We start from the raw sequence: 23,030 nt of genomic DNA, 5'->3' as shown, positions 1-23,030 counted from the left end.
CAGCCTTACTCGCAGATGTGAATATGATGATTTTGTTGTGATTTGCTTTCAAATAGTTCTTTTCAAATATTGAATCAGCAAAGGGACAGAAATAGAATTGATAAATTAAGTTGTGATTTGCTTTCAAATAGTTCTTTTCAAATATTGAATCAGCGAATTTCTTAGACCATTTCAAGGTAGAAAGGTTGTGATTTGCTTTCAAATAGTTCTTTTCAAATATTGAATCAGCCAAAGATTATATTTGCTATTGATTTTTATGTTGTGATTTGCTTTCAAATAGTTCTTTTCAAATATTGAATCAGCGCGAACGCTATATAGCCATTAGTAATATAAGTTGTGATTTGCTTTCAAATAGTTCTTTTCAAATATTGAATCAGCGAACGAAGTTTTAACCACTGCTTTCTGTTTGTTGTGATTTGCTTTCAAATAGTTCTTTTCAAATATTGAATCAGCAGGCTCTCTTATTATTTATGAAAGTAAAGTGTTGTGATTTGCTTTCAAATAGTTCTTTTCAAATATTGAATCAGCAAATCTTGAAAACTTTCTCGCAAATAAGTTGTTGTGATTTGCTTTCAAATAGTTCTTTTCAAATATTGAATCAGCAGTAAAACTTGGTGACCGTTATATTCTCTTGTTGTGATTTGCTTTCAAATAGTTCTTTTCAAATATTGAATCAGCAAATTCCAATTAGTTGGCTCAAATACTCGTGTTGTGATTTGCTTTCAAATAGTTCTTTTCAAATATTGAATCAGCGAATAGTCAATGAATTCGTCCAAGAAAGGGGTTGTGATTTGCTTTCAAATAGTTCTTTTCAAATATTGAATCAGCAATATGCTAAGGTTTTTAAGGAAGCATTAGGTTGTGATTTGCTTTCAAATAGTTCTTTTCAAATATTGAATCAGCAGGCTCTCTTATTATTTATGAAAGTAAAGTGTTGTGATTTGCTTTCAAATAGTTCTTTTCAAATATTGAATCAGCTATTCGAAAGCAAAGAACTTTACATTTTTAGTTGTGATTTGCTTTCAAATAGTTCTTTTCAAATATTGAATCAGCTCTTAATCCAGAAAAGGCAAAAGAGATTGAGTTGTGATTTGCTTTCAAATAGTTCTTTTCAAATATTGAATCAGCGGTTCAACTTTTTCGTTGAAAATACTTTCGTTGTGATTTGCTTTCAAATAGTTCTTTTCAAATATTGAATCAGCAGGACTGGGGTTCGAATCCCCACAGCTCCAGTTGTGATTTGCTTTCAAATAGTTCTTTTCAAATATTGAATCAGCTTTGTTCTCCTTCGTTTGAAACTTTGTTTAGTTGTGATTTGCTTTCAAATAGTTCTTTTCAAATATTGAATCAGCTCATTATATAATATCTCATTAAAATATAATGAGTTAGAGCAAAATCAGGATAAAAATTTTGCTCGTTTAATTGTTTTTTTAAGTTGAAAGCGGTGAATTTTTCACCGCTTTTTTATTAAAATAACTCGAGCTGTTGGGGTTCCTGGATAGGATTCTTTTCTTTTTCTTTCCCATAAAATATTTCAATCATTCCAAATTGTCTGTCGGTTATGGTTAAAATTCCAACATGCCCTTTCGGCGGGAGAAAACTTTTTATTCTATCTATGTGGACCTTTGCGTTTTCCTTACTGGCACAATGTCTTATATAAATTGAAAATTGAAACATTGTAAATCCATCTTGCAATAAATTATTTCTGAATCGAGTAAAGTTTTTTCGATCCGTTTCAGTATCGGTTGGCAAATCATAAAAGACTAAAATCCACATTGTTCTATATTGATTTATTCTCATAATGAAAAATGGGATAAATTAGTTTTTTAGTTTCTCCTGAAAAGCAGCTGGCAAGGGAAGATGTTGTTCTTTGAACAGCTATCATTAATGGTCTTGTTTGGTTTTCAATTCTGACATCAATTGCTGGAATTTGAAGTAATTGTTGTTTAATTGATTTTGAAAGTTCTGTAAAATCTTCGCCATTGTAAATTATAGTTGCAACAATATCATCAACAAAGGGTCGGTAAGGTTCCATTATATCATCAGCAAGACAAAAGGCATTGTATTTACTGTGGTGATGAATGCCCAGAGTAGGTAATAAACCCGAAGCAACAAGTCCACGGGCAACAACGCTTCTTAAAATTGCATAACCATAATTAAGTAAATTATTAGGCGGATAACCTTCTCTATCTCGTACAAAATTTAAGTCTTCAGGAAAAAGTTTCTTCCAGTAATAATATGATGCTCTTGCTTCAAGGTTTGAAGTATCGCCTGACTTTACTTCCCTTGCCCATTTCTTCAAATTATCAGAAGGTTTTTTGTATTTATCGAGGACAAGCGCCTGATTAAGAATTTTTGCTTTTATTGTTTGCTGCCATAGTTGTTTCTTTAAAGGTTCTGATGCATTTACCTGTTCCTGAAAATGCTGACTTTGTTCAATGTTATGTTCAAGATTAAAAAACAGACCTTTGGGCATATGTTTATCGTTACAGGTAACTATGGCGCAATTATTTTCAAGAAGAGATATGAGCAAGCTTTGCGTTACGGTTATCTGAAAATTATCGAGTATCAAAAAACCAATATCTTCAATTGGAATTGATTGAGCTTTATTTTCAATTCTATCTTCTGAAACATCTTTGGAATCTTTCTCAATGAAGTTAATTATTAATTGATCATTTTTCTTTGAGAGATAAGCAGGATTTCCGATATAAATTGTTCTTTTAATCATAGAATCAAGAATTTTTATTCTGGTTTAATATTTCCGAGTCTATCAACAACCAGTTTAATGCATCTTTCTTTGATCATTTTGCCAGTCCAATCCCGTTCTGCCTTGTTATTTGAACCCAGTTCTTTTGTTTCAACAATAGGTTTAGCAACAAAATGAGGTACGAAGAAAATAGAACCTTTTGAAAAGCTAACAGCTTTGTAAATTTTATTACTTAACTTTTCTGTATTACTCCAATCAATACTTTCAATCACTTCACCATCATCCGGAACATAAACTAAGTCAAGCGGTGATAAAATAATTTTTCTATAGCCTGGTTTGTATTCACCTAAATCATTTTTCTTTTTGCCTTCAATGAAAGCTTGTACTGCATCCAGAACCGAAATACTTGACTCGGCTGTAATTATTCTATCCGTTGGATCGTGAATATTTTCGTAGATAATGAAAAATACATTTCCGCCTTTATCAGTTTCGAACAGTTTTCCTTTAAAATTCAACTTATTGCCAATATCCTCAAAGCGGGTCACTTTGCGGATTGGGAAACCAATTTTCTTGTAAAGTTTTTCTAAACCCTCGCCGGTAAAAGCTTCTTTTGAAGAGTTATTATATTCGGCAAGATGTTCTTTTAAAATTTTTACAATTGGATTATGATATGAGTAAGGAATTTTATCAATTTTAGTTTCATCAAAAGTCGCATCAAGCTGCACTCTTTTTCCTGCGTATTGTTCAAACTTCAGAATTGTAATTCTATCTAATGGTTTTCCATTTTCATCTTTCAATGGTTTTGACTTGATGTAATCTAAAGTTTCCTTAAGATCAAAGGAACAATTTTTAATCAATTGGTTTACTTGATTTCTCAGATTTTTATTTGCAATTCTTGGTTGCAGGGAGTCTTTATAATTTGTAAGATATTCGAACTGTATTTTTATTGCTTCGTTTACTCTTACATCTTTATAAGTGGCTAAATTAATAACACCGAGCGGTTCCTTAAATAATGATTTTCTAATTGAATAAAGTTTACTTCTATCCTGAGTGACAAACTTTTTCACCCATTTCCCATTTTCATAAACCCATTTTTGATATTTGTTGTATCCTTTCTGAACAATTCGCATACGATTTTTGTATGAGACAATCACGCCTTGTAATTTTTCTTTAGCCTCTTTTGTGAAAGTTAGCCAGGGTAAGTGGAATTCCCGTATGCCTTTTTTGACAAGTTTATATCTTATTTGCTGTATTTCGTCTTTATCAGCAGCATTGAGAGAATTTAAATATCTGATGTGTTCGCGAGTTGTAGCAGCAATTACAAGCGCATCGAGTGCGTGATGACGATGATCTATTCGTTTTTTATCACAATCAATATTGAAATGAATATCATTATTGGTTTCATCTCTAATAATAATTTGTTGACCAAGAATTTTTTCTAATCTCTCAAATCTTGGAAGCAATAATTCTTTCCAGACACGATTTAAGCCCCACTCTGATTTTAGTGCAGCTGTTATCTGTCCTGATGTAAATACAATGCTTTCTTTTGCAATCGGGAAAAGTAGTTGTCCAAGTTTTCTGTTGATGTATCTTGTTTCATTAATCTGGCGATTTATAAAATTGTCTGGAATTGACTGCCTTAAGAAATAATTTTTCTTTTTTCCTTTAAATGTAAGATTGATATGCTGTCTAAATTCATCCATTGTTAAGATTCGGATGTTAGTATCTGGTACAGTTGTTCCACCTAATTCAGAAATAAATTCAAATGCAGTTCTTTGATCTTTGTACTTATTTACTGCTGCTTCACAAATGGTTTTATTGGCAAAAGAATCGTCAAAGAAACGAGATTTTGGAATTATGTGCTCAACTTCATATTCGTTTGTGAAGAGTTTACTCAACGGGATAACTTTACCTGTATATGGAGAAATGTGATTTTGTTCACCCCAGAGTAAATATTTTTGAATTTCAGCTTCGGTAGGGTTATCAGAAATTTTAGGCATTGAAAGTTTAGCATCGATATTGGCGGTTTCTTCCCAGAGTCTTAATTTTTCAATATCGTTTTCAGAGTATGGATTAGCGTTTTTTAGATGTCTCAGGATACCTATTATTCTTCTTCTATCTTTTTCATTTTGTCTCATTGCATCTGCAATCTTTTTTCGTGTTTCGCTATTGTTTTTTAGATCTCTTGCAAGCTCAATGTGAATTTCATCAGGTTGACCGTATTGTTTCCATACATCTTTGACCAGATTTAGAGTTTCACGAACCACCTGTTCGACAACAGGATTTCTTAGGGAATTATTTGGTAAAAGTTTGTTTGTATCGATTTCGTCGGGGCTTTCAAATTTTTCGTAATTCTCTCTCTCTGAATGCAATCCATAAACAACATAAGTGGCAAGGTAAACCGGCAGTCCTTGAAAATCATTTAAAGATTGGAAATTACCATTTTTAAAAATCTTTTGAATGTTCTCGGGAAATTTTGGAAGTAATTCACCGGAAATAATTTTATTTATTCTTTCAATTGTTTCTGGATGAATTTCGTCGGGTCTCCAATATTTTCCACAGCGCATCAATGGTAATAATTTTTTCAAAGCTTTTGAAGAATATGCAGCATAATCTTTCTTAAATGAAGGTAAAGATGATATATAAGATGCCAGTTCGTTACTAAATCCAAATTTTTTAATTAAAACATTTTTAATTACCAGTTCGTCTTCTAATGAATAGAAGATATGCCATAGTTCAAAAAATTTGTCAGGATCGTTGAGAATTTTTTCTCCTTCTTCAGTGTAATTAAATTTTTTAAATGCTTGCCTGAATTTATGTTTAGTTTCATTGCCTGGAAATTCTTTATCCTCAGGGAAATTAATTCGATGAGTGTCTTTAGATACTTTAAAGTTAGAATCAGATAAAGTGCTCAAAATATCATCAACTTTAATTTTTGCGTTATTATCAAAAAGTTCAAAAAGTTTTTCTTTGTTTTCTGTGTTTAGCAAAATATCGGTTTGTTCTATGTCAAAAAGATATTTCCCATCTGGAGTTTTAAATTCTTTTTGAAATACTCTAAGGTTATGAATGTCTTGCCATATTCTAAATTCTTGATAAAGAGGAGAACTTTTAGGTGCGACTTTATAACCTGGTCGGTTACCATAGATATCAACATAATTTTTCTTTTCAAATCTGCATCCTGCGATTAATTTTTTCTGAGATTTTAAGGGTCTTTGGTAATAAATGATATCGTTTTCAATAATGTTTAATAAATCACCTTTTAAGAGTTCCTGTTGTTTTTGAATATTGTGTGGATAGAGAAGTTTAGCAACATCTTCGAGCTTAGATCTGTCATTTAATTCAGGATAAAATTCTGATTGTTTTTTCCAGATTGCTTCAAGTTCTTCTTGATAAAAATTTCTGCTTACGACTTTTTCTTTAATTCTATAATTTGGATCAGCGATGAGGTTATAAAAATGATATTGACCTACATATAAACCCGAACTTTTAATTTCTTTTTCCAGTGCTGTTAATTGTTTTTTCCAATCAGTTAGATCGGGTTTACGAAATTCTACTTTGGTTTCTCCGTTTCTTGTCTGTGTTTCTGCTATTTCTAATTGAATTGTATTATTTATCCATTCAGATGGGATTTCTTTTCTGATCAATTTCCCTGTATAAATTTTGCCATCAGGAGATTTGCCATTTAGTAAGAAAACTTTTTTCCCTCTGGAGGTTTCGCCAGTATCTGTAATACTTTCAACACGAATATATTCTAAGAATACTTTTTTGTTATCAATTTCTTCTATGGATTCACTATCTGATTTTTCTTTTCTCGTAGATTTAAAGCCTCGTCTTTGATTGAAATGATAAATAACGCGAGCAAGTTCATTAAGAGTTATTTTTTGTTTTAATGCTTTGTCTCTTAGGTAATATATTGCCCAATCAACGGGTAGTTTTTCGACTTTAAAGATTTGTTTAGCTTCATTAATTGTTTCCTCAGAAAATGGAACCAAATCATTGATATTAAATTGTTCAAGCGAATCAAATTTCTCAGGGAAATTCTGTGGGAACCATCCGAGTTGTTTAAATACTTTTATTAATCTTTCTCTTCTTAATTTATATCTATGCCTTAGTCTTCTAATTTGCCTTGCTGCTCTTCTTTCTGCTGCTTTTGAAGCTGATAACCCTTGTTCAAAATTTTTAAGTAGCTCGGTTTCAATGGGTATAATTCTGCTACCCATTCCAAGAATTTTTCCTTTTCTCTCATTAAAATTATTTTCAATGAGAGCCCAACCTATTGAGTTGGAACCGATGTCTAAGCCCAATATTTTTTTCATTTTTAGCCCTTTCTTTTTGTTATAAAAATAATTAATTTAGACCAGCAAATCACAATAAGGATTATTCCGTAGTGAATAACTTACAACAGTCCCGACATTCGTCGGGATTGTTGTTTTAAACCCAGCAAAAAATGTAACGATTGTAAGTTTTCAAAAATTTAATTAAGACTTTAATTTTTTCATTTTATAGAACTTTTTCTTACTAGCTTTTTCCTATTATCTAAAAACAGTGATTTAGTTAATTGGCTGATCGATCTTAAAAAACATAGCAATTTCCCCCTCAATCGTTTTGAAATCCATTTTTATTTATCTAAATTAAAATCAATTGCAGTAGCTTTCATAGTTAATGGAGTGAAAATCTTTTTATAAGATTCTATGAAGGGCAGCTGCAAGATGTTTTTATAAGGATCGTAGTTCTATGTCCAAAAAACTTTTTGTTGGGAGCTTGCCTTTCTCAACTACAAATGAGGAGCTCCAAAAATTGTTCGAACCCTATGGCGAAGTAACATCTGCTGTAGTAATCAGAGATAAACAAACTCGCCGCTCAAAGGGTTATGGTTTCGTTGAAATGACTTCCGATGAAGCTGCTAACGATGCTTTAGAGGCATTAAACGGCAGTGAAGTTAAAGGAAGAAAAATTGTTGTCAGCGAAGCCAGAGGCTCACAAAATAAATAAGCCTTAAATAGCTTTTCTGAAAAATAAATCAGAAGGAACTCATCATCTTAATTGGTGATGAGTTCTTTTATTTTATCAGGATTGATTAAGTAAATCGAGCAGCTTTTCAAATTTTGGAGTTGAAAGACTCACTTCGGAATAAACTTGCCTTATTATCTCATCATTTATTCTTTCAAAATCTTTCTGCAATGGAGTTATCATCATTCCGCACATATCAACAAGTCCAGGACTAATTAACATATTCGCATCGCCTTCAGCAAAATAAAAATCCGGCCTGTGCTTCTCTCTTGGAAATATAACAATATGATAATCTTCACCTCTCATCAATGCAAAAAGGTTCATCATTGGCTCTGTAGTAATGCCGTTAACTTCCTGTAATGCCTTGTAAAATTTTTGGAATTGATTAATTAGTTCTAATCTGTTTCTGGATGAGAAAACCAGAACATTTCTTAAATATTCTCTTTGACTTATGAATTTTATAGTTATCCCACCTTTATCAATCAATGTTTGGAACTTTTCAGGGTGTTTGAGAAAATCTTTTTCTGTTGGTAATTCTTCGGCTGGACAGGCTTGAAAATGAAAATGATCCGGAGCGGATGCACCGCACTTTGGACCGTTGTAGAAAACTGTATACTCATTATTGCACAGCTGAGCAAGCTCAAGCATCATTGAAAAATTATTTAAAATTTCCTGCGGTTTGTGCTTTACATTTGAGATTGTAAAATGTTCGTTAAAGATTGGTGCAGGATTACAGAGAAAAATTAATTTATCTTCTGGCTTAAGTTTACTTTCAAACAAAATTCCTTTCTGTTCTTCAGGAAGATTTTCGAGGCATAAGAAACATTTTCGTTTTTTTATTGACTCATCGTCCACTTTGGCAGATGAACTTACAAATCTTGTTGGATTAAATTGAACTTTAATTTGAAACCAATCGAATTGAAACTTTTTATATTCACTTGATAAAAAGCCATTCCATCCATCGCTGAACATTCCCCAGTTTTGTTTTTGATGAAGGAATGTTGCATAGATCAGTTCAGTGTAATCGGATTCATCCAGAGATGGATGTACTTTTTTAAGTTCTTCAATAGAAAGCAGTCTTTTCCTGATTAAATCATCAAGGCTTTTGTGCATTAATTTACTTGCCTTTTAGATATTTAATGCGGTCAAATATCTCTTTTGTTCGGATTGTGTCTTTGTAGAAGTTATGTTGATTTTCAGCCTGAGTAGAAAGTTGAGAATCCGTATTGCCTTCCCATCTTCTGCATAAATAAATTGGCTCGTAAATTCTTCCAATTCGATATTTTCTTGTTATTTCAAGACAAACTGCATAGTCTTCACCATAACTGACATTAGGGAATTTAATTTTCCGCAGAAGCGAAGTTCTGTATGCTCTCGGCGCACCAAGTCCATTAATTCTTAAAGCATTATTTCTTCCATTGTTATCAGTCCATTCTCTATGATCAATTATTCCAGGTGGAATTTCTTTCAAGTCGAAGTTTACCATCCTGTAGGAACCAATTACAGCTGCATATTTCCCGGTATCTAATAAATCAACAATTCTTTGAAGTGTATTTTCATCAGCGTAAATATCGTCTGAATCAAGTTGAACAGCATATTTCCCGCATCTATCGTGAAAGATTGCTTCGTTCCAGCATCCGCCAATTCCGAGAGTTTTAGATTTAGGTATGATGTGAAATAGTTTAGGATATTTATAAGAAAGTTCTTTGAGTTTTTCAGTTGTTCCATCTGTGCTGTGATTATCCACTACAATACAATTGAACGAAAAATCAGTCTTTTGCTTAAATACACTTTCTATTGCATCTCCAATTGTATTGACGCGATTTAAAACAGGAATAATGACAGTTGCTTTGACTGGAAATTCTGTTTCATCGGCTGGAATTTTTTCAAACTTTGGTGGAAGGTAAGCTCCAATTTGTTTTAAGAATTTTGTGAAGACTATTTCAAATTCAATTTGTGCTTCTCGGTTTTTGGGATCTACGTAATCAAAAAGTTTTTCTCCAGATTTTCTGATATCGGTTTCAATCTGTGAGTAAAGATATTCAGGAATTCGCAGAATAGGATTTGAATTTTTCTTCTGGAAATATTCGGTGGCAATTCGTAAGCGTAATTCGTAGAGTCCTGCATAATTGGTTTGAGAAAGATTTCCGAAAGATTTTTTTATCTGTTGAATTTTTTTATTTGAGAAGAATAAAAGCGGACCAAAGTTGAAGTTGTCCCTTACACTTCCAGGCAGATAATCCTGAACGGGATGAGGTGTTTTTTTATCATTATTCAAATCATAATAATCTGAATAAAGAAGAGAGGCATCGTAAGTTTCTGCAAAAGAGATAAATCTTTCAAGAGCAAATTGATTTAGTCTGATCAAAGTATCTTTTGTTACAAGTAAAAAGTAATCGCTTGTTGCAAGTTTCAGAACTTCTTGAATAACTTTAGACGAAAAAATGGATTTTGAAACAATGGTGGTAAAACCATTATTATAATTTTGATCAGCTATTAAAATTATTTTTTCTACAAGCGGATGATAGAGAAATTCATTTATTAATAAGTTTGAATGTTCTCGATTACTGTATGGTAAAAAGACGGTTACTCGTTTCATTCTTTTCTGCTAATTTTTTCTGCAAGTTAAAAAGAGCCAGTAAGATTTTAAAAACCTTTCATTTCGTTAGATTATTCTTTTAATTTCTAAAAAATCTCGGGTTGATTGATTGAAATCTGATTTAATAAACAAAAGATCTTCTTGCTTGTTCGATTTTTTTATATTATGAATTATGGTTTTTATTATTTTCCATAATGATCATTACACATAATAACGACTAAAAAAGGAGATTAGAATACAATGAAACTGAAGCTGCAATTCCAGTATTTTGAAGGTTGTCCAAATCATGAAAAACTTCACAAAAACTTACTTGAAGCGATTAAAGGACTTGAAGATAAAATTGAGCTTGAAAAAATTTTAGTTGAAGATGATGAGACAGCCAAAAAGTTTAAATTTCGTGGATCACCAACTTTACTTATAAATGGACAGGATATTGAAGATTTGCCCGAACCTGAAGAACCTGTCCTTGCCTGTAGATTTTATCCAAATGGAATACCGTCAGCTGAAAAAATCAAAGAAAAGATTTTACAAAAATTAGCAGAATAACTTTTTGTAACTGCTTGCGGTTGAGCTTTAATCTCAATGAAATAGCTTTGAATTACTCTTCGAGAAATTCATCTCTTAATAAGACCAAAATTGCACTGTGTGGAACAATCAAGTATTTTTTGTTCTCAAATTCGAATTCTACAGCTTGATCTCTTAGGAAAATTGCGTAATCACCTTCCTTAGCCTGGAGTGGTAAATACTTAGGCTTCTCTTTTTTTTCTTTCCATGGTTCATCATCAACAACATCTGGAGTTGGAATTGGGTAGCCTGGTCCAACTTTGACGACATAACCGCTTTGCACTTTTTCTTTTTCTTTTACGCCAGGTGGAAGATATAAACCAGCACTTGTTCTTTCATGTGCTTCATCGGGTCTTATTAAGACACGATCTCCAACCACAATTAATTGTTTTGTCAAAGTCATATTCCTTTCAATTCTGTTTTGTTTTGTTTTTAAGTTCGTTTAGTTTTATCAAAGCTTCAATTGGAGTAAGTTTTTCGATTTCAAGTTCTTCAAGTTCTTTTCTGAGAGGATCATCTCTAATTTCAAACAGGGATAATTGAATTTCTTCCTCTTCTTGCTTCGCTTTCTTTTTACGATGGTCTAATGGACTTAGTTCTTTGCTTTCAAGATTTTTAAGAATTTGCTTGGCTCTTTTTGTAATTGAAAACGGAAGTCCAGCCATCTCTGCAACCTGAATTCCATAACTATGATCAGCATAGCCGGGAACAACTTTGTGAAGGAAAATAACTTTATCGCCAACTTCTTTAACATCAACTTTATAATTCACAATTCTTGGATAAATATTTGCGAGCTCATTTAATTCATGATAGTGAGTGGCAAATAAAGTTTTAGCTGCTACATTAATATTTTCATGAAGATATTCTGTCAAAGCCCAGGCGATAGATAAGCCATCGAAAGTACTTGTTCCTCTACCAACTTCATCGAGGAGGATTAAACTTTTTGGAGTAGCGTTGTTTACGATATTTGCTGTTTCGTGCATTTCAACCAGGAAAGTAGATTCGCCGGCAGCAAGATTATCAGAAGCTCCAACTCGTGCAAAGATTTTATCTACAATTCCTATTCGGGCACTTTCGGCTGGGACAAATGAACCAATCTGAGCGAGCAGAACTATTAATCCAACCTGTCGAAGATAGACCGACTTACCAGACATATTTGGTCCAGTAATGATCATAATTTGATTGGTTGAATTATCCAAATATGTATCGTTAGGAGTAAATTTTTCTCCATAAGGAAGAATCTTTTCTACAACTGGATGTCTTCCATTTTTAATAATTATTGCATCATCGTCGTTGACTTCAGGTTTAACATAATTGTTTTCAATTGCTACTTCTGCAAAACTTAAGAAGCAATCAAGTGCTGCTATCAGTTGTGCATTCTTTTGAACTTTTTCGGCTTCATCTGATATAGTTATTCTCAATTCATTGAAAAATTCTGTTTCCAGTTGATAAATTCTTTCTTCAGCATTTAAGATTTTTTCTTCATATTGTTTTAATTCAGGTGTAATGTATCTTTCAGCATTTACAAGAGTTTGTTTCCGAATGTAATCTTGAGGGACTTTGTTCTTGTGAGCGTTAGATACTTCGATGTAATAACCGAAAACTTTATTGTAAGCAACTTTCAAAGAAGGAATCTGAGTTCTTTCCCTTTCTCTTGCTTGAAGTTGAGCAAGATAATCTTTGCCCGAAGTGGAAAGATTTCGCAGTTCATCAAGTTCGGCATTAAAACCGGCTTTAATCACTCCGCCATCTGCAATATTTAGCGGAGGATCATCAACAAGCATCGTTTCAATTTTATCAACAATGTAAGTCAGTCCAATTAAATTATCACGAATTTTTTGCAAAGCAAGGGATTTTACATTTCGCAGAATGTCTTTAATAACGGGGATCCTTTTCAAGCTTAATTTTAAGTTAATCACATCTCTTGGATTTGCTCTGCCGGTGCATATTTTAGAAATGATTCTTTCCAGATCGCCAATTTGTTTTAATTCTTCTGCAAGTTGATTTCTGAGATTTTCATTTTGAAATAGCTCATCAACAGCTTCAAGACGATTTTGAATTTGTTCAAGTTTCAAGAGTGGCAGAGAAACCCATTTTTTGAGGAGCCTTCCGCCCATTGAAGTTTTAGTTTTATCTAAAATAGAAATTAACGAACCAGCTCTCGAACCATCTGACATCGAAGCAAGTATCTCAAGATTTCTTTTTGTTGCTGGATCTAAAATCATGAAATCAGTTGGGTTGTAAAGAGAGAGTTTTTTAATATGAGAAAGATTTGCTTTTTGAGTTTCCTGAAGATAATGGAGAACAACTCCTGCTGCAATTATGGCTTCAGTTTGATTGTTATCGATCCCAAAACCTTTAAGCGATGTTGTTTTAAAATTCATCGTGAGTATTTCGAAACAATACTCATATGAAAAGATCCAATCGTCTACTTTTGTAATTGTAAATTTGAATGGAATTTGATCAAATATGGATTGAAGTTTGGACAATTCTCGTTTGGAGATCAAAACTTCTGCAGGCGTGATTGATTCAAGAGTTTCTTTTATTTTTTTGAACGGGATCTCGGTTGTATAAAATTCACCAGTTGATACATCGGCAAAAGCAATTCCTGCTTTATCATCTTTAATGTAAATTCCACATAAATAATTATTTGATTTATGGTCGAGCAATTTTTCAGAGAATGCAACACCGGGTGTGACGACTTCAATCACATCTCGTTTGACAATTCCTTTGGCAAATTTAGGATCTTCAAGCTGCTCGCAGATAGCAACTCTATATCCGGCTCGAATCAATTTTGGTAAGTAAGAATCGAGGGCATGATGTGGAAATCCAGCAAGTGGAACATCACCTGATGCACCATGGGCTCTTTTGGTTAATGTAATTCCAAGTACTTTTGAAGTAATTACAGCATCGTCTTCAAAAGTTTCGTAAAAATCACCCATCCTGAAAAGCAAAATAGTATCAGGGTATTTTTGCTTTATCTTATAATATTGCTTCATTAATGGCGTAGACATACTAAAAATTAAAAATAAAAGACTTTATTTGAAAATGATCAGTAAATTTCCAGCACATTAGATGATTTAAGCTCTAAATTTGTTTCTTGATAATCTAAAAATGTTTTTTCTGATTGATGTTAGACTTATCGTGTGCAAATAATCATTTTATATTTTTGTTCATTGATCGAATTACAATTTTTTCATCTATTAAAAATTCAATTAAATTAATAAACAAAAAATTCTGAAAAATTATGACTGAACATCGTAAAGGAATTATAGCAATTGTAACAGCAGCTCTGCTCTGGAGCACGGGTGGTTTATTTATAAAACTAATTTCACTTGATGCGTACCAGCTTTCATTTTATCGTTCGCTTTTTTCTGCTTTGACTTTCATTTTGCTTTTTAGAAAGAAAGTTTTTGTTTTTAATTTCCCAATCTTAATTAATGGATTGTTCTATGCTGGAATTCTTATTCTTTTTGTTGTTGCAACTAAACTAACAACCGCAGCCAATGCAATTTTTCTTCAGTATACTGCTCCTATTTATGTTTTAATCTTTGAACCATTGATTCTTAAAACCAAACTTAAGCCTATAAATGTAATCGCTGTTTTTATTTCGTTTATTGGAATGATTTTGTTTTTTGTTGGTGAAATTTCTCCCACGCATATGGAGGGGAATCTGGTTGCCTTGCTTTCTGGAGTTTGCTTTGCCGCATTTTTAATCGGAATAAGAAAAAGCAGCGAAGAATTTCGGGTCCCATCAATTTTCTGGGGGAACATTTTCATTCCAGTTCTATGTTTCTTTTCTGTGTATCCAGAATTTCAAATTGATTTAAAGAATTTTCTGATGGTTGCTTATTTAGGAATATTTCAGATCGGTTTAGCTTATGCGGTCTTTACTTACTCAATTAAAAGAATCGAAGGAATTGAAGCTGCTTTAATCGCAATGATTGAGCCGGTTATGAATCCAATTTGGGTTTATATTGGATACGGTGAAAAACCTTCTCCCTATGCAATCCTGGGTGGATTGATAATTTTATCAACCATTACTATTCGAACCATAATCACAGAGAAAAGAAGGATCAATTTAAACAACTCAAACAATCAATGATGAAAAGAAGAGAATTTTTGAAGATCTTTTCAGCTGGTTCCTTCGGTATTCTGTTATCAGGAATTTTTGAAAAACTTTTCGCTGCGACAGATAGTCTTGAACCTAAGGAAGCACCTTTCAAACCCGATCTTAGTTATTGGACAAATGATAAAATAAATTTTTGCTGGATTGGGCATTCAACTTATCTGATTAACTTTTACGGCAAGATAATTTTAACTGACCCTGTTTTTTCAAATCGAATTGGACTCTATGCTTTAATTACAAATCTGGGTCCGAAAAGAATCATTGCACCTGCGGTCAGACCGGAAAAAATTCCACAACCAGATTTAATTCTTCTATCGCATGCACATTTTGACCATATGGATTACCCGACATTGAAATATTTCGCAGAAAAATTTTCAAATAAAATTCCGGTTATTACAGCATTCAAAACAAAAGATGTTATTGAAAATCTTCCATTTAAAGAAATAATCGAACTTGATTGGGATGAAACAACAGAAATTTCGGATTTAAAAATTAGAGCTATCAGGGTTAAACATTTTGGCTGGCGATATCCTTGGCAGGAAGACAGATCAAAAGGATTTCAAAATGGGAGAAGTTTTAATGCTTATATTATTGAAAGAATGGGAAAGAAAATTTTCTTTGGAGGAGATACTGCTTACATAGATTGGTTAAAAAAATATGGAAACGAAAACATAGATGTAGCAATAATGCCAATTGGAGCTTACAATCCCTGGAGAATGTCGCATTGCGATCCTGAAGAAGCATTGATGATGGCTGATGATCTCAAAGCAAAATATTTCCTTCCAATGCACACAAGAACATTTCCCCACGGAAGAGAACCATTTGATGAGCCAGTTCAGTGGTTGAAAAAATCGGCTCCAAAGTACAAAACTCAGGTTATGATTTACGAAGTCGGAGAGACATTTACCTTGTAATCAAGGAATTAAAGAAAAATCAATTTCAATTGTTCTTCTGCTTCTTGGGAAATATGAAAGTAAAATCGAATCCTTTACTTTCCCGCTTCCAATGAAGTAATCATTATACTTAACCACAACGAAACTTGAATCGGGAAAATCAACTTTTGTCTTTTGCCCCATAAAATATGTTTTTAATTGATCTTTATTCTCCAGATTTAATATGTTTTGAGTAAGATTATTGCCTAAAATTTGGACAGCGTTTGAAGTTAATCTCCATCCTGTTTTTTTATCAAGTGAAGCAAGCTTTATCCCGATTCGCAAGAATTTAATTCTGCTGTAATCAAAATCGTTCCTTGAAATGAAATAAACATCCCCGCTTCTCAAGATAAAAAGAAAATCTTTACAGAAATTTTCATCAATACCATAGTTATTCGAAATTTGATGAATAATCTCTTTAATTTCTTTTGAGTCAGCATCAAATATTTTTTCGTTGAAATTGAAACTGCTCTCCTGTAAATTTTCGTGATCAGAAAAATTGTTTTTCTTTTTCAATTTGACAATAAAAAATCCTTCCTCATCTTCGGTTGGATCAATGCGAATTGAACGAAAAAGTTCATCACGGACATTTTTGCCAACAAAATTTCCGGTTTTGAATTCTGAAAGATTATGCTCAATTACCTCAAAAGGATATTTAGCTAAAAACTTATCAATTAGATATTCATTTTCTTCAAGTGTGGTTGTGCAGGTAGAATAAACAATCTCTCCGTTGACTTTCACCATCTTTGCTGCTGAGACGAGCAATTGATATTGAATTTGCGTTAGATTTTCGAGACGACTTAAGTTTCTCTCAATTTGTTTTTGAGGAGTTGATCTGGTATCGCCAAGTGCAGTACAGGGAGGATCAACAAGAACTTTGTCGAAGTAATTTATAAAATGAGAAGCTAATCGAACCCCATCATAGTTGGAAATAGTAATGTTCAAATTTCCAAGTCGATCAATATTAAACATCAAAGCTTTTGCACGATCAAGCGAAATTTCATTTGCAAGGATAAAACCTTCGTTATTCATCAATTCGGATAGAAGAGTTGTTTTTGAGCCGGGAGCTGAACAGAGATCTAAGACTTTTTCATCACTGAAAGGAGACAATGTCAGAGCAGAGAGCATTGACGATTTACTCTGAACATAAAGCAAACCAAGTGTATGTTCAAAAAGCTTTCCGATCTGAAAATCGGTTTTGTAAATATTTTTACCGCCTATGCTTTCTGATTGTAGTTTGTATTCGTTGGGGATAATTCTTCTTAGTCGTTGAGCAAACTCTTCCTCTTTTATATTAAATGATTTTAGTTTCAGATTATTGATTCTAAAATACGGCATTTTTATCAGTCCTATTGAGATTTACTTTTTATTGTCTTGAATAAATATTTCTACCTAATTCGGCTAACAAAAATATGGATAAAAAGTTTTTTATGATTTTAATCGATATACGTTCAGGTGTTTGTGCGAGATACAGCTCTAATTTCTTCGACAACAATAGAAACACCGTCAATTTTCAGTTCTTTGCAAAGATTAACTTTAATTTCCTTAACTTTTAAAAATTATTCAAAAGAATTAATTTAGTGTCAATTTTTTAGAGGAAATTTTATTGTTGTTGAACTAATCGAGTGAAAGGGATATGTATAAACAATATTCAGATAAAATTAAGTATTCCGAGATTGAGAAGAACATTCTTGAATTCTGGGAAAAGAACAAGATTTTTGAGAAGAGCATTGAATCCAGAGATCCGAAAAATTCATTTACTTTTTACGAGGGACCACCAACTGCAAATGGTAAACCCGGCATTCACCATGTGATGGCAAGAACCATTAAAGACATTGTCTGCCGTTATAAAACTCTTCAAGGGTTTAGAGTTAATCGTAAAGCTGGCTGGGATACACACGGCTTACCAGTTGAAATCGAAGTTGAAAAAGAGTTAGGTATTAAATCAAAAGATGAAATTGTAGTCTACGGCGTTGAGAAATTTAATCAAGCTTGTAAAAATTCAGTTTTCACTTATCTCAAAGATTGGAATGAATTAACAAGAAGAATTGGTTACTGGATAAATCTTGACGATGCTTACATTACCTGTACAAATGAATACATAGAATCAGTCTGGTGGTCACTCAAAAAATTCTTTGATGAAGGTTACATTTACAAAGGATTCAAAATTCAACCTTACTGCACAAGATGTGAAACTCCGCTTTCTTCACACGAACTTTCACTCGGATATCAGGATGTAAAAGATCCTTCAATTTATGTCGCAATCAAAATAAAAAATCAACCTGATACTTACTTTCTGGTATGGACAACAACTCCCTGGACATTAATTTCAAATGTTGCTTTAGCTGTAAATAAAGATGTTGATTATGTCAAAGTAAAATTACTTGATGAGAATAAAAATCCATACTATTTAATTCTTGCAGAACCGAGAATCTCTGTCCTGCCTCAAGGTTATGAAATTGTTGAAAGATACAAAGGTAGTGATTTACTCGGCTGGGAATATGAAAGATTATTTGATTATATCCCGGTCGATAAAAAAGCATTTTATGTAATTGAAGGTGATTTCGTTACGACCGAAGATGGTTCTGGAATTGTTCACATAGCTCCAGCTTTTGGTGAAGACGATTATCAAGTTGGTAAAAAGTATGATCTTCCATTAATCAATCCTGTTGATAAAAGCGGAAGATTCCTGGAGATTGTTTCCGACTTCAAATCGATGCATGTGAAGGAAGCTGATCCGCACATCATTCAAAATCTTAAATCAAGAAAACTTCTTTTCAAAAAAGAAACGATTGAGCACAGTTATCCTCATTGCTGGAGATGTAAATCGCCGTTGCTTTATTATGCAAGGGAATCCTGGTATATCGCAACGACTCGTTATGTGGACTTGATGATTGAACTTAACAAACAAATTAACTGGTTTCCGCCAGAAGTTGGGAAAGGAAGATTTGGCAACTGGCTCGAGGAAAACAAAGATTGGGCATTATCGAGAGATCGATTCTGGGGGACTCCGCTTCCAATCTGGATCAGTGATGATGGTGATATGTTTGCTGTTGGAAGTATTGAAGAATTAAAACAGGGTTTCTTTGTTACAGATGATGGTAAAAAAATTCCAGTCAGTGAATTAAAAGACCTTGACCTTCATAAACCTTATGTGGACAAAATTATTTTTGAGAAGAATGGAAAAGTTTATCGCCGTACTCCTGAATTAATTGATGTCTGGTACGATTCAGGTTCAATGCCATTTGCGCAATTTCATTATCCATTTGAAAACAAAGAAGTTTTTGAAACAAACTATCCAGCTGATTTTATCGCCGAAGGAATTGATCAGACTCGAGGCTGGTTCTATTCGCTTCATGCAATTGGAACATTCTTGTTCAAAAAACCTGCTTATAAAAATGTTATTGTTAATGAATTGATTCTGGACAAAGAAGGGAAGAAGATGTCCAAGTCACTGGGCAATACTGTTGATCCCTTCGAGATCGTCGAGAAATACGGAGCTGATGCAACAAGATGGTATTTGATTGCGAACAGTCCGCCATGGAAAGTTACTTTGTTCGATGAAGAAGATTTAGCAGATATGCAAAGAAAATTTTTCGGAACATTAATCAATACTTATGCTTTCTTTGCTTTGTATGCAAATCTTGATGGTTTCAAATACGAAGAACCCGAAATTCCATTTGAACAAAGACCAGAAATTGATAAATGGATTCTTTCTGCATTAAATGTTTTGATCAAAGAAGTAAAAGAATACTTTGACGATTACGATATCACAAAAGCTGCTCGTGCAATTTCTTACTTTACAATTGAACAACTTTCAAATTGGTATGTTAGAAGAAATCGCCGCCGCTTCTGGAAAAGTGAAATGAATGCTGATAAAATTTCAGCATATCAAACTCTCTATCAGTGTCTTGTAACAATCGCAAAGTTAAGTTCACCAATTGCACCATTTATTTCTGAGGAGATTTATCGCTGCTTAAACACTGTAACAAATAAAGAGCCATTTGAATCAGTTCATCTCTCCTATTATCCCGAAGCTGGTCCAATTGATGAGCAATTGCTTCATAAAATGGAAATTGCATTGAAGATTGTTTCAATTGTACGATCAATCAGGTCGAAAAATAATCTTAAGGTCCGACAGCCACTTCAAAAAATGCTTGTTGTAGTAAAGAAAGAAGATCAAGCCTCTGTTAAGGAAATGGAGCAGGTTATACTTGAAGAAGTCAATGTAAAGCAGCTTGAATTGCTTGATACCGATTCTGACATTGTAGTTAAGAAAGCAAAACCGAATTTCAAGTCAATCGGTCCAAAATTTGGTAAGAAAGTAAATCTCGTTGCCAATGAAATTCGAAATTTAAATCCAGAGCAAATAAAACTCATTGAGAGTGGTAAAAATATTTCCATTCAAATTAATGGAGAAAATATAGAAATTACTCCTCAAGATGTTGAAATTGTTGGCGAAGAAATTAAAGGATGGATTGTTGAGAGTGAGGATGGAATTACAGTTTCACTCGATACTAACTTAACTCCTGAGTTAATTGAAGAAGGTTTAGCTCGTGAATTTGTAAATCGTGTGCAGAATATGAGAAAAGATGCTGACTTTGAAGTGAGCGATCGTATTTCAATTTATGTTGATGGAACTGAAAATCTTAAAAAAGCCATCTTGAAGATGAAATCTTATATAATGCAAGAAACACTTGCAGAAGAACTTGAATTTGGTGTTCGTGAAGGTGGTTTTGTGCAAAGTTGGAAAGTTGGGAATGAAGATTGTACAATCAGCATAATTAAAAAATAGGAGAGATGACAATGGCAAAATCGACAAAAGCAAAGAAGACGAAAAGTTCGTCGGCTAAGACATCCAGTGCTAAAAAGACTACTGCAAAAAAAGCAGCGAAAAAAACAACCACAGTCTTAGCTAAAACTAAGTCACCCAAAAAAGTCTCTGCAAAAAAAGCAGAAGTGAAAGTAAAATCAACGAGATCAAAAGCGAAGAAAGCTCAGAAAACCAATGTGACGGAGGTAAAAACCACAGTGATGACGAGAAAACCAGCTTATTCCAAGAAAGAACTTGAATATTTCAAGCAGATTATCTTAGAAAAAAGAAAAGAAATCCTTGAACAGCTTGAAAGTTTAAGAGAGAGAATGCTCGATGAAAGCGGGGAAGGGTTTGTAAACGAAAACTCCCCTTATTCTTTGCATATGGCGGAACAAGGAACTGATGCATTTGAGAAAGAGAAAAACTATCTCTGGGCTCAAAGAGAAACTAAATTCTTATCTTATCTTGATGCCGCTCTTAAAAGAATTGAAGATGGAACCTACGGATACTGCATAGATTGCGGTAAAGTTATTGAAAAGGGAAGATTAGAAGCTGTTCCACACACTCAACATTGTGTTAATTGTAAAGTAAAGTTTAGTAAGTGATGAAAATATTTTATGTAACTTTTTTTATCGTTCTTGCTGATCAGATTACAAAAATTCTGATTAAAGGAATTAAAATTCCGGCGCTCGGAATTGATATAAAAGGAATGCAGCTCTATGATAGTTTCAATGTAATTGGTGATTTTTTCCGCATCACTTACATTGAAAATCCAGGAATGGCATTCGGGATTGATTTCGGTGAAAAGGCAAAATTATTCCTCACTTTATTCTCATTAATTGCCAGCATTGTAATTACCTTTTATCTGATAAAAAATAAAAATGAAAAGCTCACGCTAAGACTTCCGCTTGCAATGATTTTAGGTGGTGCAGTTGGAAATTTGATTGATCGAATGTTTTATGGTTTGATTTATGGTGATGCGCCGCTGTTTTATGGCAAAGTGGTTGATTTTCTTGATTTCGATTTTTTCAACATTACTTTGTTTGGTTACACTTACGATCGATGGCCCATTTTTAACATTGCAGATATGTCAGTCACAATTGGCGTGATTTTACTTATCATTTTACACAGAGAACCAAAAGAAGAAAAACAATCTCAGGCAGAACAGCAATCAGAAAATCAAAGCGAAGGTGCAGTAACAGAGAAAGTTTTTGAAAGCGATGTGATTGAGACTCTAAGCAGTAATGATGAAGTTCATCGTGAATAATGGAAATTATCACCGAGAAAAAATACACATTTGAGATTCCTGAAGGAAAAAGAAGAGAACGACTTGATATATTTCTAACTCACGCAATTGAAAATTCCACACGAACAAAAGTTCAAAACTTAATAAAAAATCAATTCGTTCAGGTTAATGGTAAGTTTGTCAAACCATCATATCAATTAAATCCCGGAGATATTGTCGAGGTTAGGATTCCAGTTAAACCTCGTCCTGCTCAAACACTTCCAGAACCAATTCCTTTGAATATCATTTACGAAGATGATGATGTAATTATAATTAACAAACCTGCTGGAATGGTTGTTCATCCTGCGCTCGGGAATTACACAGGAACTTTAGTTAATGCTCTTCTTTATTATACTAAAAATTTATCGCGTTCTTCAGATGTTGATAGAGCTGGAATTGTTCATCGGATTGATAAAAACACAAGCGGGCTGCTTGTTGTTGCTAAAAATGATATAGCTCATGCAAAACTGGCAAAACAATTTTCCGCACACTCGATTGAAAGAGAATACTGGGCGATCGTCTGGGGACATTTCAAATCACCTGAAGGCATTATTGAAACAAAAATCGGAAGAAGTAAATCGGATAGAAAAAAATTTGCTGTTGTAGATGATGGCAAAGAAGCTGTTACATATTATTATGTTCTGGAAGAATTTGAATATTTAACTCTGCTCAGATTAAAACTTAAGACTGGCAGAACACACCAAATTAGGGTTCATTTATCTCACATTAATCATCCTGTTTTCGGGGATCCAACTTACAGCGGAAGAAAAATTCATTACTCAAATGTGACTTCACGAATAAAGCATGAAGTAGAAAATTTTCTTGAAATTATGAAACGACAGGCACTCCATGCAAAGACATTGGGATTTATTCATCCAACAACAAATGAATTTGTAAAGTTTGATTCGGAACTTCCCGATGATATGCAGCTATTATTGGAAAAATTGAGAAAGACCAAATCAGATCAATAGAAACTCCACCAAAA

General features: G+C 33.2%; 16 protein-coding genes and 2 CRISPR repeat arrays (1 of these 18 only partly in view). Of the genes, 8 read left to right on the top strand and 8 right to left on the bottom strand.

Annotation, left to right across the window (positions count from 1 at the left end):
- A CRISPR array of direct repeats spans positions 1–378; the repeat unit is 45 nt; unit sequence GTTGTGATTTGCTTTCAAATAGTTCTTTTCAAATATTGAATCAGC (it extends 191 nt beyond the left edge of the window).
- 629 nt (positions 379–1,007) lie between these two features.
- Positions 1,008–1,352: direct repeats of the CRISPR family, unit length 46 nt; unit sequence AGTTGTGATTTGCTTTCAAATAGTTCTTTTCAAATATTGAATCAGC.
- Between the two features lie 115 nt (positions 1,353–1,467).
- The 3 genes from cas2 to HPY57_05645 are packed head-to-tail and all read right to left on the bottom strand — an operon-like array spanning position 1,468 to position 7,026.
- The gene (cas2, locus tag HPY57_05655) at positions 1,468–1,800 is read right to left on the bottom strand and encodes a CRISPR-associated endonuclease Cas2 (protein NPV11261.1); all 333 of its coding nucleotides are present in this window, start codon (positions 1,798–1,800) and stop codon (positions 1,468–1,470) included.
- On the bottom strand, positions 1,781–2,728 hold the full coding sequence (gene cas1 / locus HPY57_05650; GenBank protein ID NPV11260.1) for a type II CRISPR-associated endonuclease Cas1: 948 nt from the start codon (positions 2,726–2,728) through the stop codon (positions 1,781–1,783). Before cas1 ends, cas2 begins: the two co-directional genes overlap by 20 nt.
- A 14-nt stretch (positions 2,729–2,742) precedes the next feature.
- Positions 2,743–7,026, bottom strand: coding sequence for a hypothetical protein (locus tag HPY57_05645; protein NPV11259.1), 4,284 nt, complete (start codon positions 7,024–7,026; stop codon positions 2,743–2,745).
- A 418-nt stretch (positions 7,027–7,444) separates the two neighbouring features.
- Here HPY57_05645 and HPY57_05640 point away from each other — a divergent pair, with 418 nt between their 5' ends.
- Positions 7,445–7,702 carry an RNA-binding protein gene (locus HPY57_05640; GenBank protein ID NPV11258.1) on the top strand — a complete coding sequence of 86 codons (258 nt, stop codon included), beginning with the start codon at positions 7,445–7,447 and terminating at the stop codon, positions 7,700–7,702.
- Between the two features lie 75 nt (positions 7,703–7,777).
- Here HPY57_05640 and HPY57_05635 read toward each other — a convergent pair whose 3' ends face one another.
- Both HPY57_05635 and HPY57_05630 read right to left on the bottom strand, forming a co-directional pair.
- Complete coding sequence (locus HPY57_05635; protein NPV11257.1) at positions 7,778–8,833, bottom strand: DUF4922 domain-containing protein; 1,056 nt, start codon at positions 8,831–8,833, stop codon at positions 7,778–7,780.
- Positions 8,834–8,837: 4 nt separating this feature from the next.
- Complete coding sequence (locus HPY57_05630; GenBank protein ID NPV11256.1) at positions 8,838–10,319, bottom strand: glycosyltransferase family 2 protein; 1,482 nt, start codon at positions 10,317–10,319, stop codon at positions 8,838–8,840.
- Positions 10,320–10,559: 240 nt separating this feature from the next.
- Between HPY57_05630 and HPY57_05625 the strand changes: the two genes are divergently transcribed.
- A complete protein-coding gene (locus HPY57_05625) occupies positions 10,560–10,865 on the top strand; it encodes a DUF2703 domain-containing protein (GenBank protein ID NPV11255.1) in 306 nt (101 codons plus the stop codon).
- A 52-nt stretch (positions 10,866–10,917) separates the two neighbouring features.
- Here HPY57_05625 and HPY57_05620 read toward each other — a convergent pair whose 3' ends face one another.
- Positions 10,918–11,286, bottom strand: a complete 369-nt coding sequence (locus HPY57_05620; GenBank protein ID NPV11254.1) for a co-chaperone GroES — start codon at positions 11,284–11,286, stop codon at positions 10,918–10,920.
- A 7-nt stretch (positions 11,287–11,293) separates the two neighbouring features.
- Positions 11,294–13,882, bottom strand: a complete 2,589-nt coding sequence (gene mutS / locus HPY57_05615; protein ID NPV11253.1) for a DNA mismatch repair protein MutS — start codon at positions 13,880–13,882, stop codon at positions 11,294–11,296.
- Positions 13,883–14,130: 248 nt separating this feature from the next.
- On the opposite strand from mutS, the gene HPY57_05610 reads away from it, so the two are divergent.
- The gene (locus HPY57_05610) at positions 14,131–14,988 is read left to right on the top strand and encodes an EamA family transporter (GenBank protein ID NPV11252.1); all 858 of its coding nucleotides are present in this window, start codon (positions 14,131–14,133) and stop codon (positions 14,986–14,988) included.
- Entirely contained in the window at positions 14,988–15,926 is a 939-nt protein-coding gene (locus tag HPY57_05605; protein ID NPV11251.1) for an MBL fold metallo-hydrolase, read from the top strand. Before HPY57_05610 ends, HPY57_05605 begins: the two co-directional genes overlap by 1 nt.
- Here the strand turns inward: HPY57_05605 and HPY57_05600 are convergent, their stop codons facing one another.
- Positions 15,927–17,282 (bottom strand): hypothetical protein, encoded by a 1,356-nt coding sequence (locus tag HPY57_05600; GenBank protein ID NPV11250.1) that lies wholly within the window; start codon positions 17,280–17,282, stop codon positions 15,927–15,929.
- Between the two features lie 298 nt (positions 17,283–17,580).
- Here HPY57_05600 and HPY57_05595 point away from each other — a divergent pair, with 298 nt between their 5' ends.
- The 4 genes from HPY57_05595 to HPY57_05580 are packed head-to-tail and all read left to right on the top strand — an operon-like array spanning position 17,581 to position 23,016.
- On the top strand, positions 17,581–20,739 hold the full coding sequence (locus tag HPY57_05595) for an isoleucine--tRNA ligase (protein ID NPV11249.1): 3,159 nt from the start codon (positions 17,581–17,583) through the stop codon (positions 20,737–20,739).
- An 11-nt stretch (positions 20,740–20,750) separates the two neighbouring features.
- Positions 20,751–21,365 (top strand): conjugal transfer protein TraR, encoded by a 615-nt coding sequence (locus HPY57_05590; protein ID NPV11248.1) that lies wholly within the window; start codon positions 20,751–20,753, stop codon positions 21,363–21,365.
- Positions 21,365–22,027: a signal peptidase II gene (gene lspA / locus HPY57_05585; protein ID NPV11247.1), complete on the top strand. Its 663-nt coding sequence runs from the start codon at positions 21,365–21,367 to the stop codon at positions 22,025–22,027. The genes HPY57_05590 and lspA overlap by 1 nt, the downstream gene beginning before the upstream one ends.
- Positions 22,027–23,016 carry an RluA family pseudouridine synthase gene (locus HPY57_05580; GenBank protein NPV11246.1) on the top strand — a complete coding sequence of 330 codons (990 nt, stop codon included), beginning with the start codon at positions 22,027–22,029 and terminating at the stop codon, positions 23,014–23,016. Before lspA ends, HPY57_05580 begins: the two co-directional genes overlap by 1 nt.
- Positions 23,017–23,030: the final 14 nt, after the last annotated feature.

The organism is Ignavibacteria bacterium (assembly GCA_013177855.1).
In the GTDB taxonomy this organism is placed as follows: Bacteria; Bacteroidota; Ignavibacteria; order Ch128b; family Ch128b; genus Ch128b.
Note: the sequence above shows the minus strand (reverse complement) of the source record. Positions and strands in the feature narration are given on the sequence as shown.

What these genes read in the sequence shown, in the direction of transcription:
- cas2 (NPV11261.1), bottom strand. Translation starts at nt 1,800, where the DNA reads ATGAGAATAAATCAATATAGAACAATGTGGATTTTAGTCTTTTATGAT.
- cas1 (NPV11260.1), bottom strand. Translation starts at nt 2,728, where the DNA reads ATGATTAAAAGAACAATTTATATCGGAAATCCTGCTTATCTCTCAAAG.
- HPY57_05645 (NPV11259.1), bottom strand. Translation starts at nt 7,026, where the DNA reads ATGAAAAAAATATTGGGCTTAGACATCGGTTCCAACTCAATAGGTTGG.
- HPY57_05640 (NPV11258.1), top strand. Translation starts at nt 7,445, where the DNA reads ATGTCCAAAAAACTTTTTGTTGGGAGCTTGCCTTTCTCAACTACAAAT.
- HPY57_05635 (NPV11257.1), bottom strand. Translation starts at nt 8,833, where the DNA reads ATGCACAAAAGCCTTGATGATTTAATCAGGAAAAGACTGCTTTCTATT.
- HPY57_05630 (NPV11256.1), bottom strand. Translation starts at nt 10,319, where the DNA reads ATGAAACGAGTAACCGTCTTTTTACCATACAGTAATCGAGAACATTCA.
- HPY57_05625 (NPV11255.1), top strand. Translation starts at nt 10,560, where the DNA reads ATGAAACTGAAGCTGCAATTCCAGTATTTTGAAGGTTGTCCAAATCAT.
- HPY57_05620 (NPV11254.1), bottom strand. Translation starts at nt 11,286, where the DNA reads ATGACTTTGACAAAACAATTAATTGTGGTTGGAGATCGTGTCTTAATA.
- mutS (NPV11253.1), bottom strand. Translation starts at nt 13,882, where the DNA reads ATGAAGCAATATTATAAGATAAAGCAAAAATACCCTGATACTATTTTG.
- HPY57_05610 (NPV11252.1), top strand. Translation starts at nt 14,131, where the DNA reads ATGACTGAACATCGTAAAGGAATTATAGCAATTGTAACAGCAGCTCTG.
- HPY57_05605 (NPV11251.1), top strand. Translation starts at nt 14,988, where the DNA reads ATGAAAAGAAGAGAATTTTTGAAGATCTTTTCAGCTGGTTCCTTCGGT.
- HPY57_05600 (NPV11250.1), bottom strand. Translation starts at nt 17,282, where the DNA reads ATGCCGTATTTTAGAATCAATAATCTGAAACTAAAATCATTTAATATA.
- HPY57_05595 (NPV11249.1), top strand. Translation starts at nt 17,581, where the DNA reads ATGTATAAACAATATTCAGATAAAATTAAGTATTCCGAGATTGAGAAG.
- HPY57_05590 (NPV11248.1), top strand. Translation starts at nt 20,751, where the DNA reads ATGGCAAAATCGACAAAAGCAAAGAAGACGAAAAGTTCGTCGGCTAAG.
- lspA (NPV11247.1), top strand. Translation starts at nt 21,365, where the DNA reads ATGAAAATATTTTATGTAACTTTTTTTATCGTTCTTGCTGATCAGATT.
- HPY57_05580 (NPV11246.1), top strand. Translation starts at nt 22,027, where the DNA reads ATGGAAATTATCACCGAGAAAAAATACACATTTGAGATTCCTGAAGGA.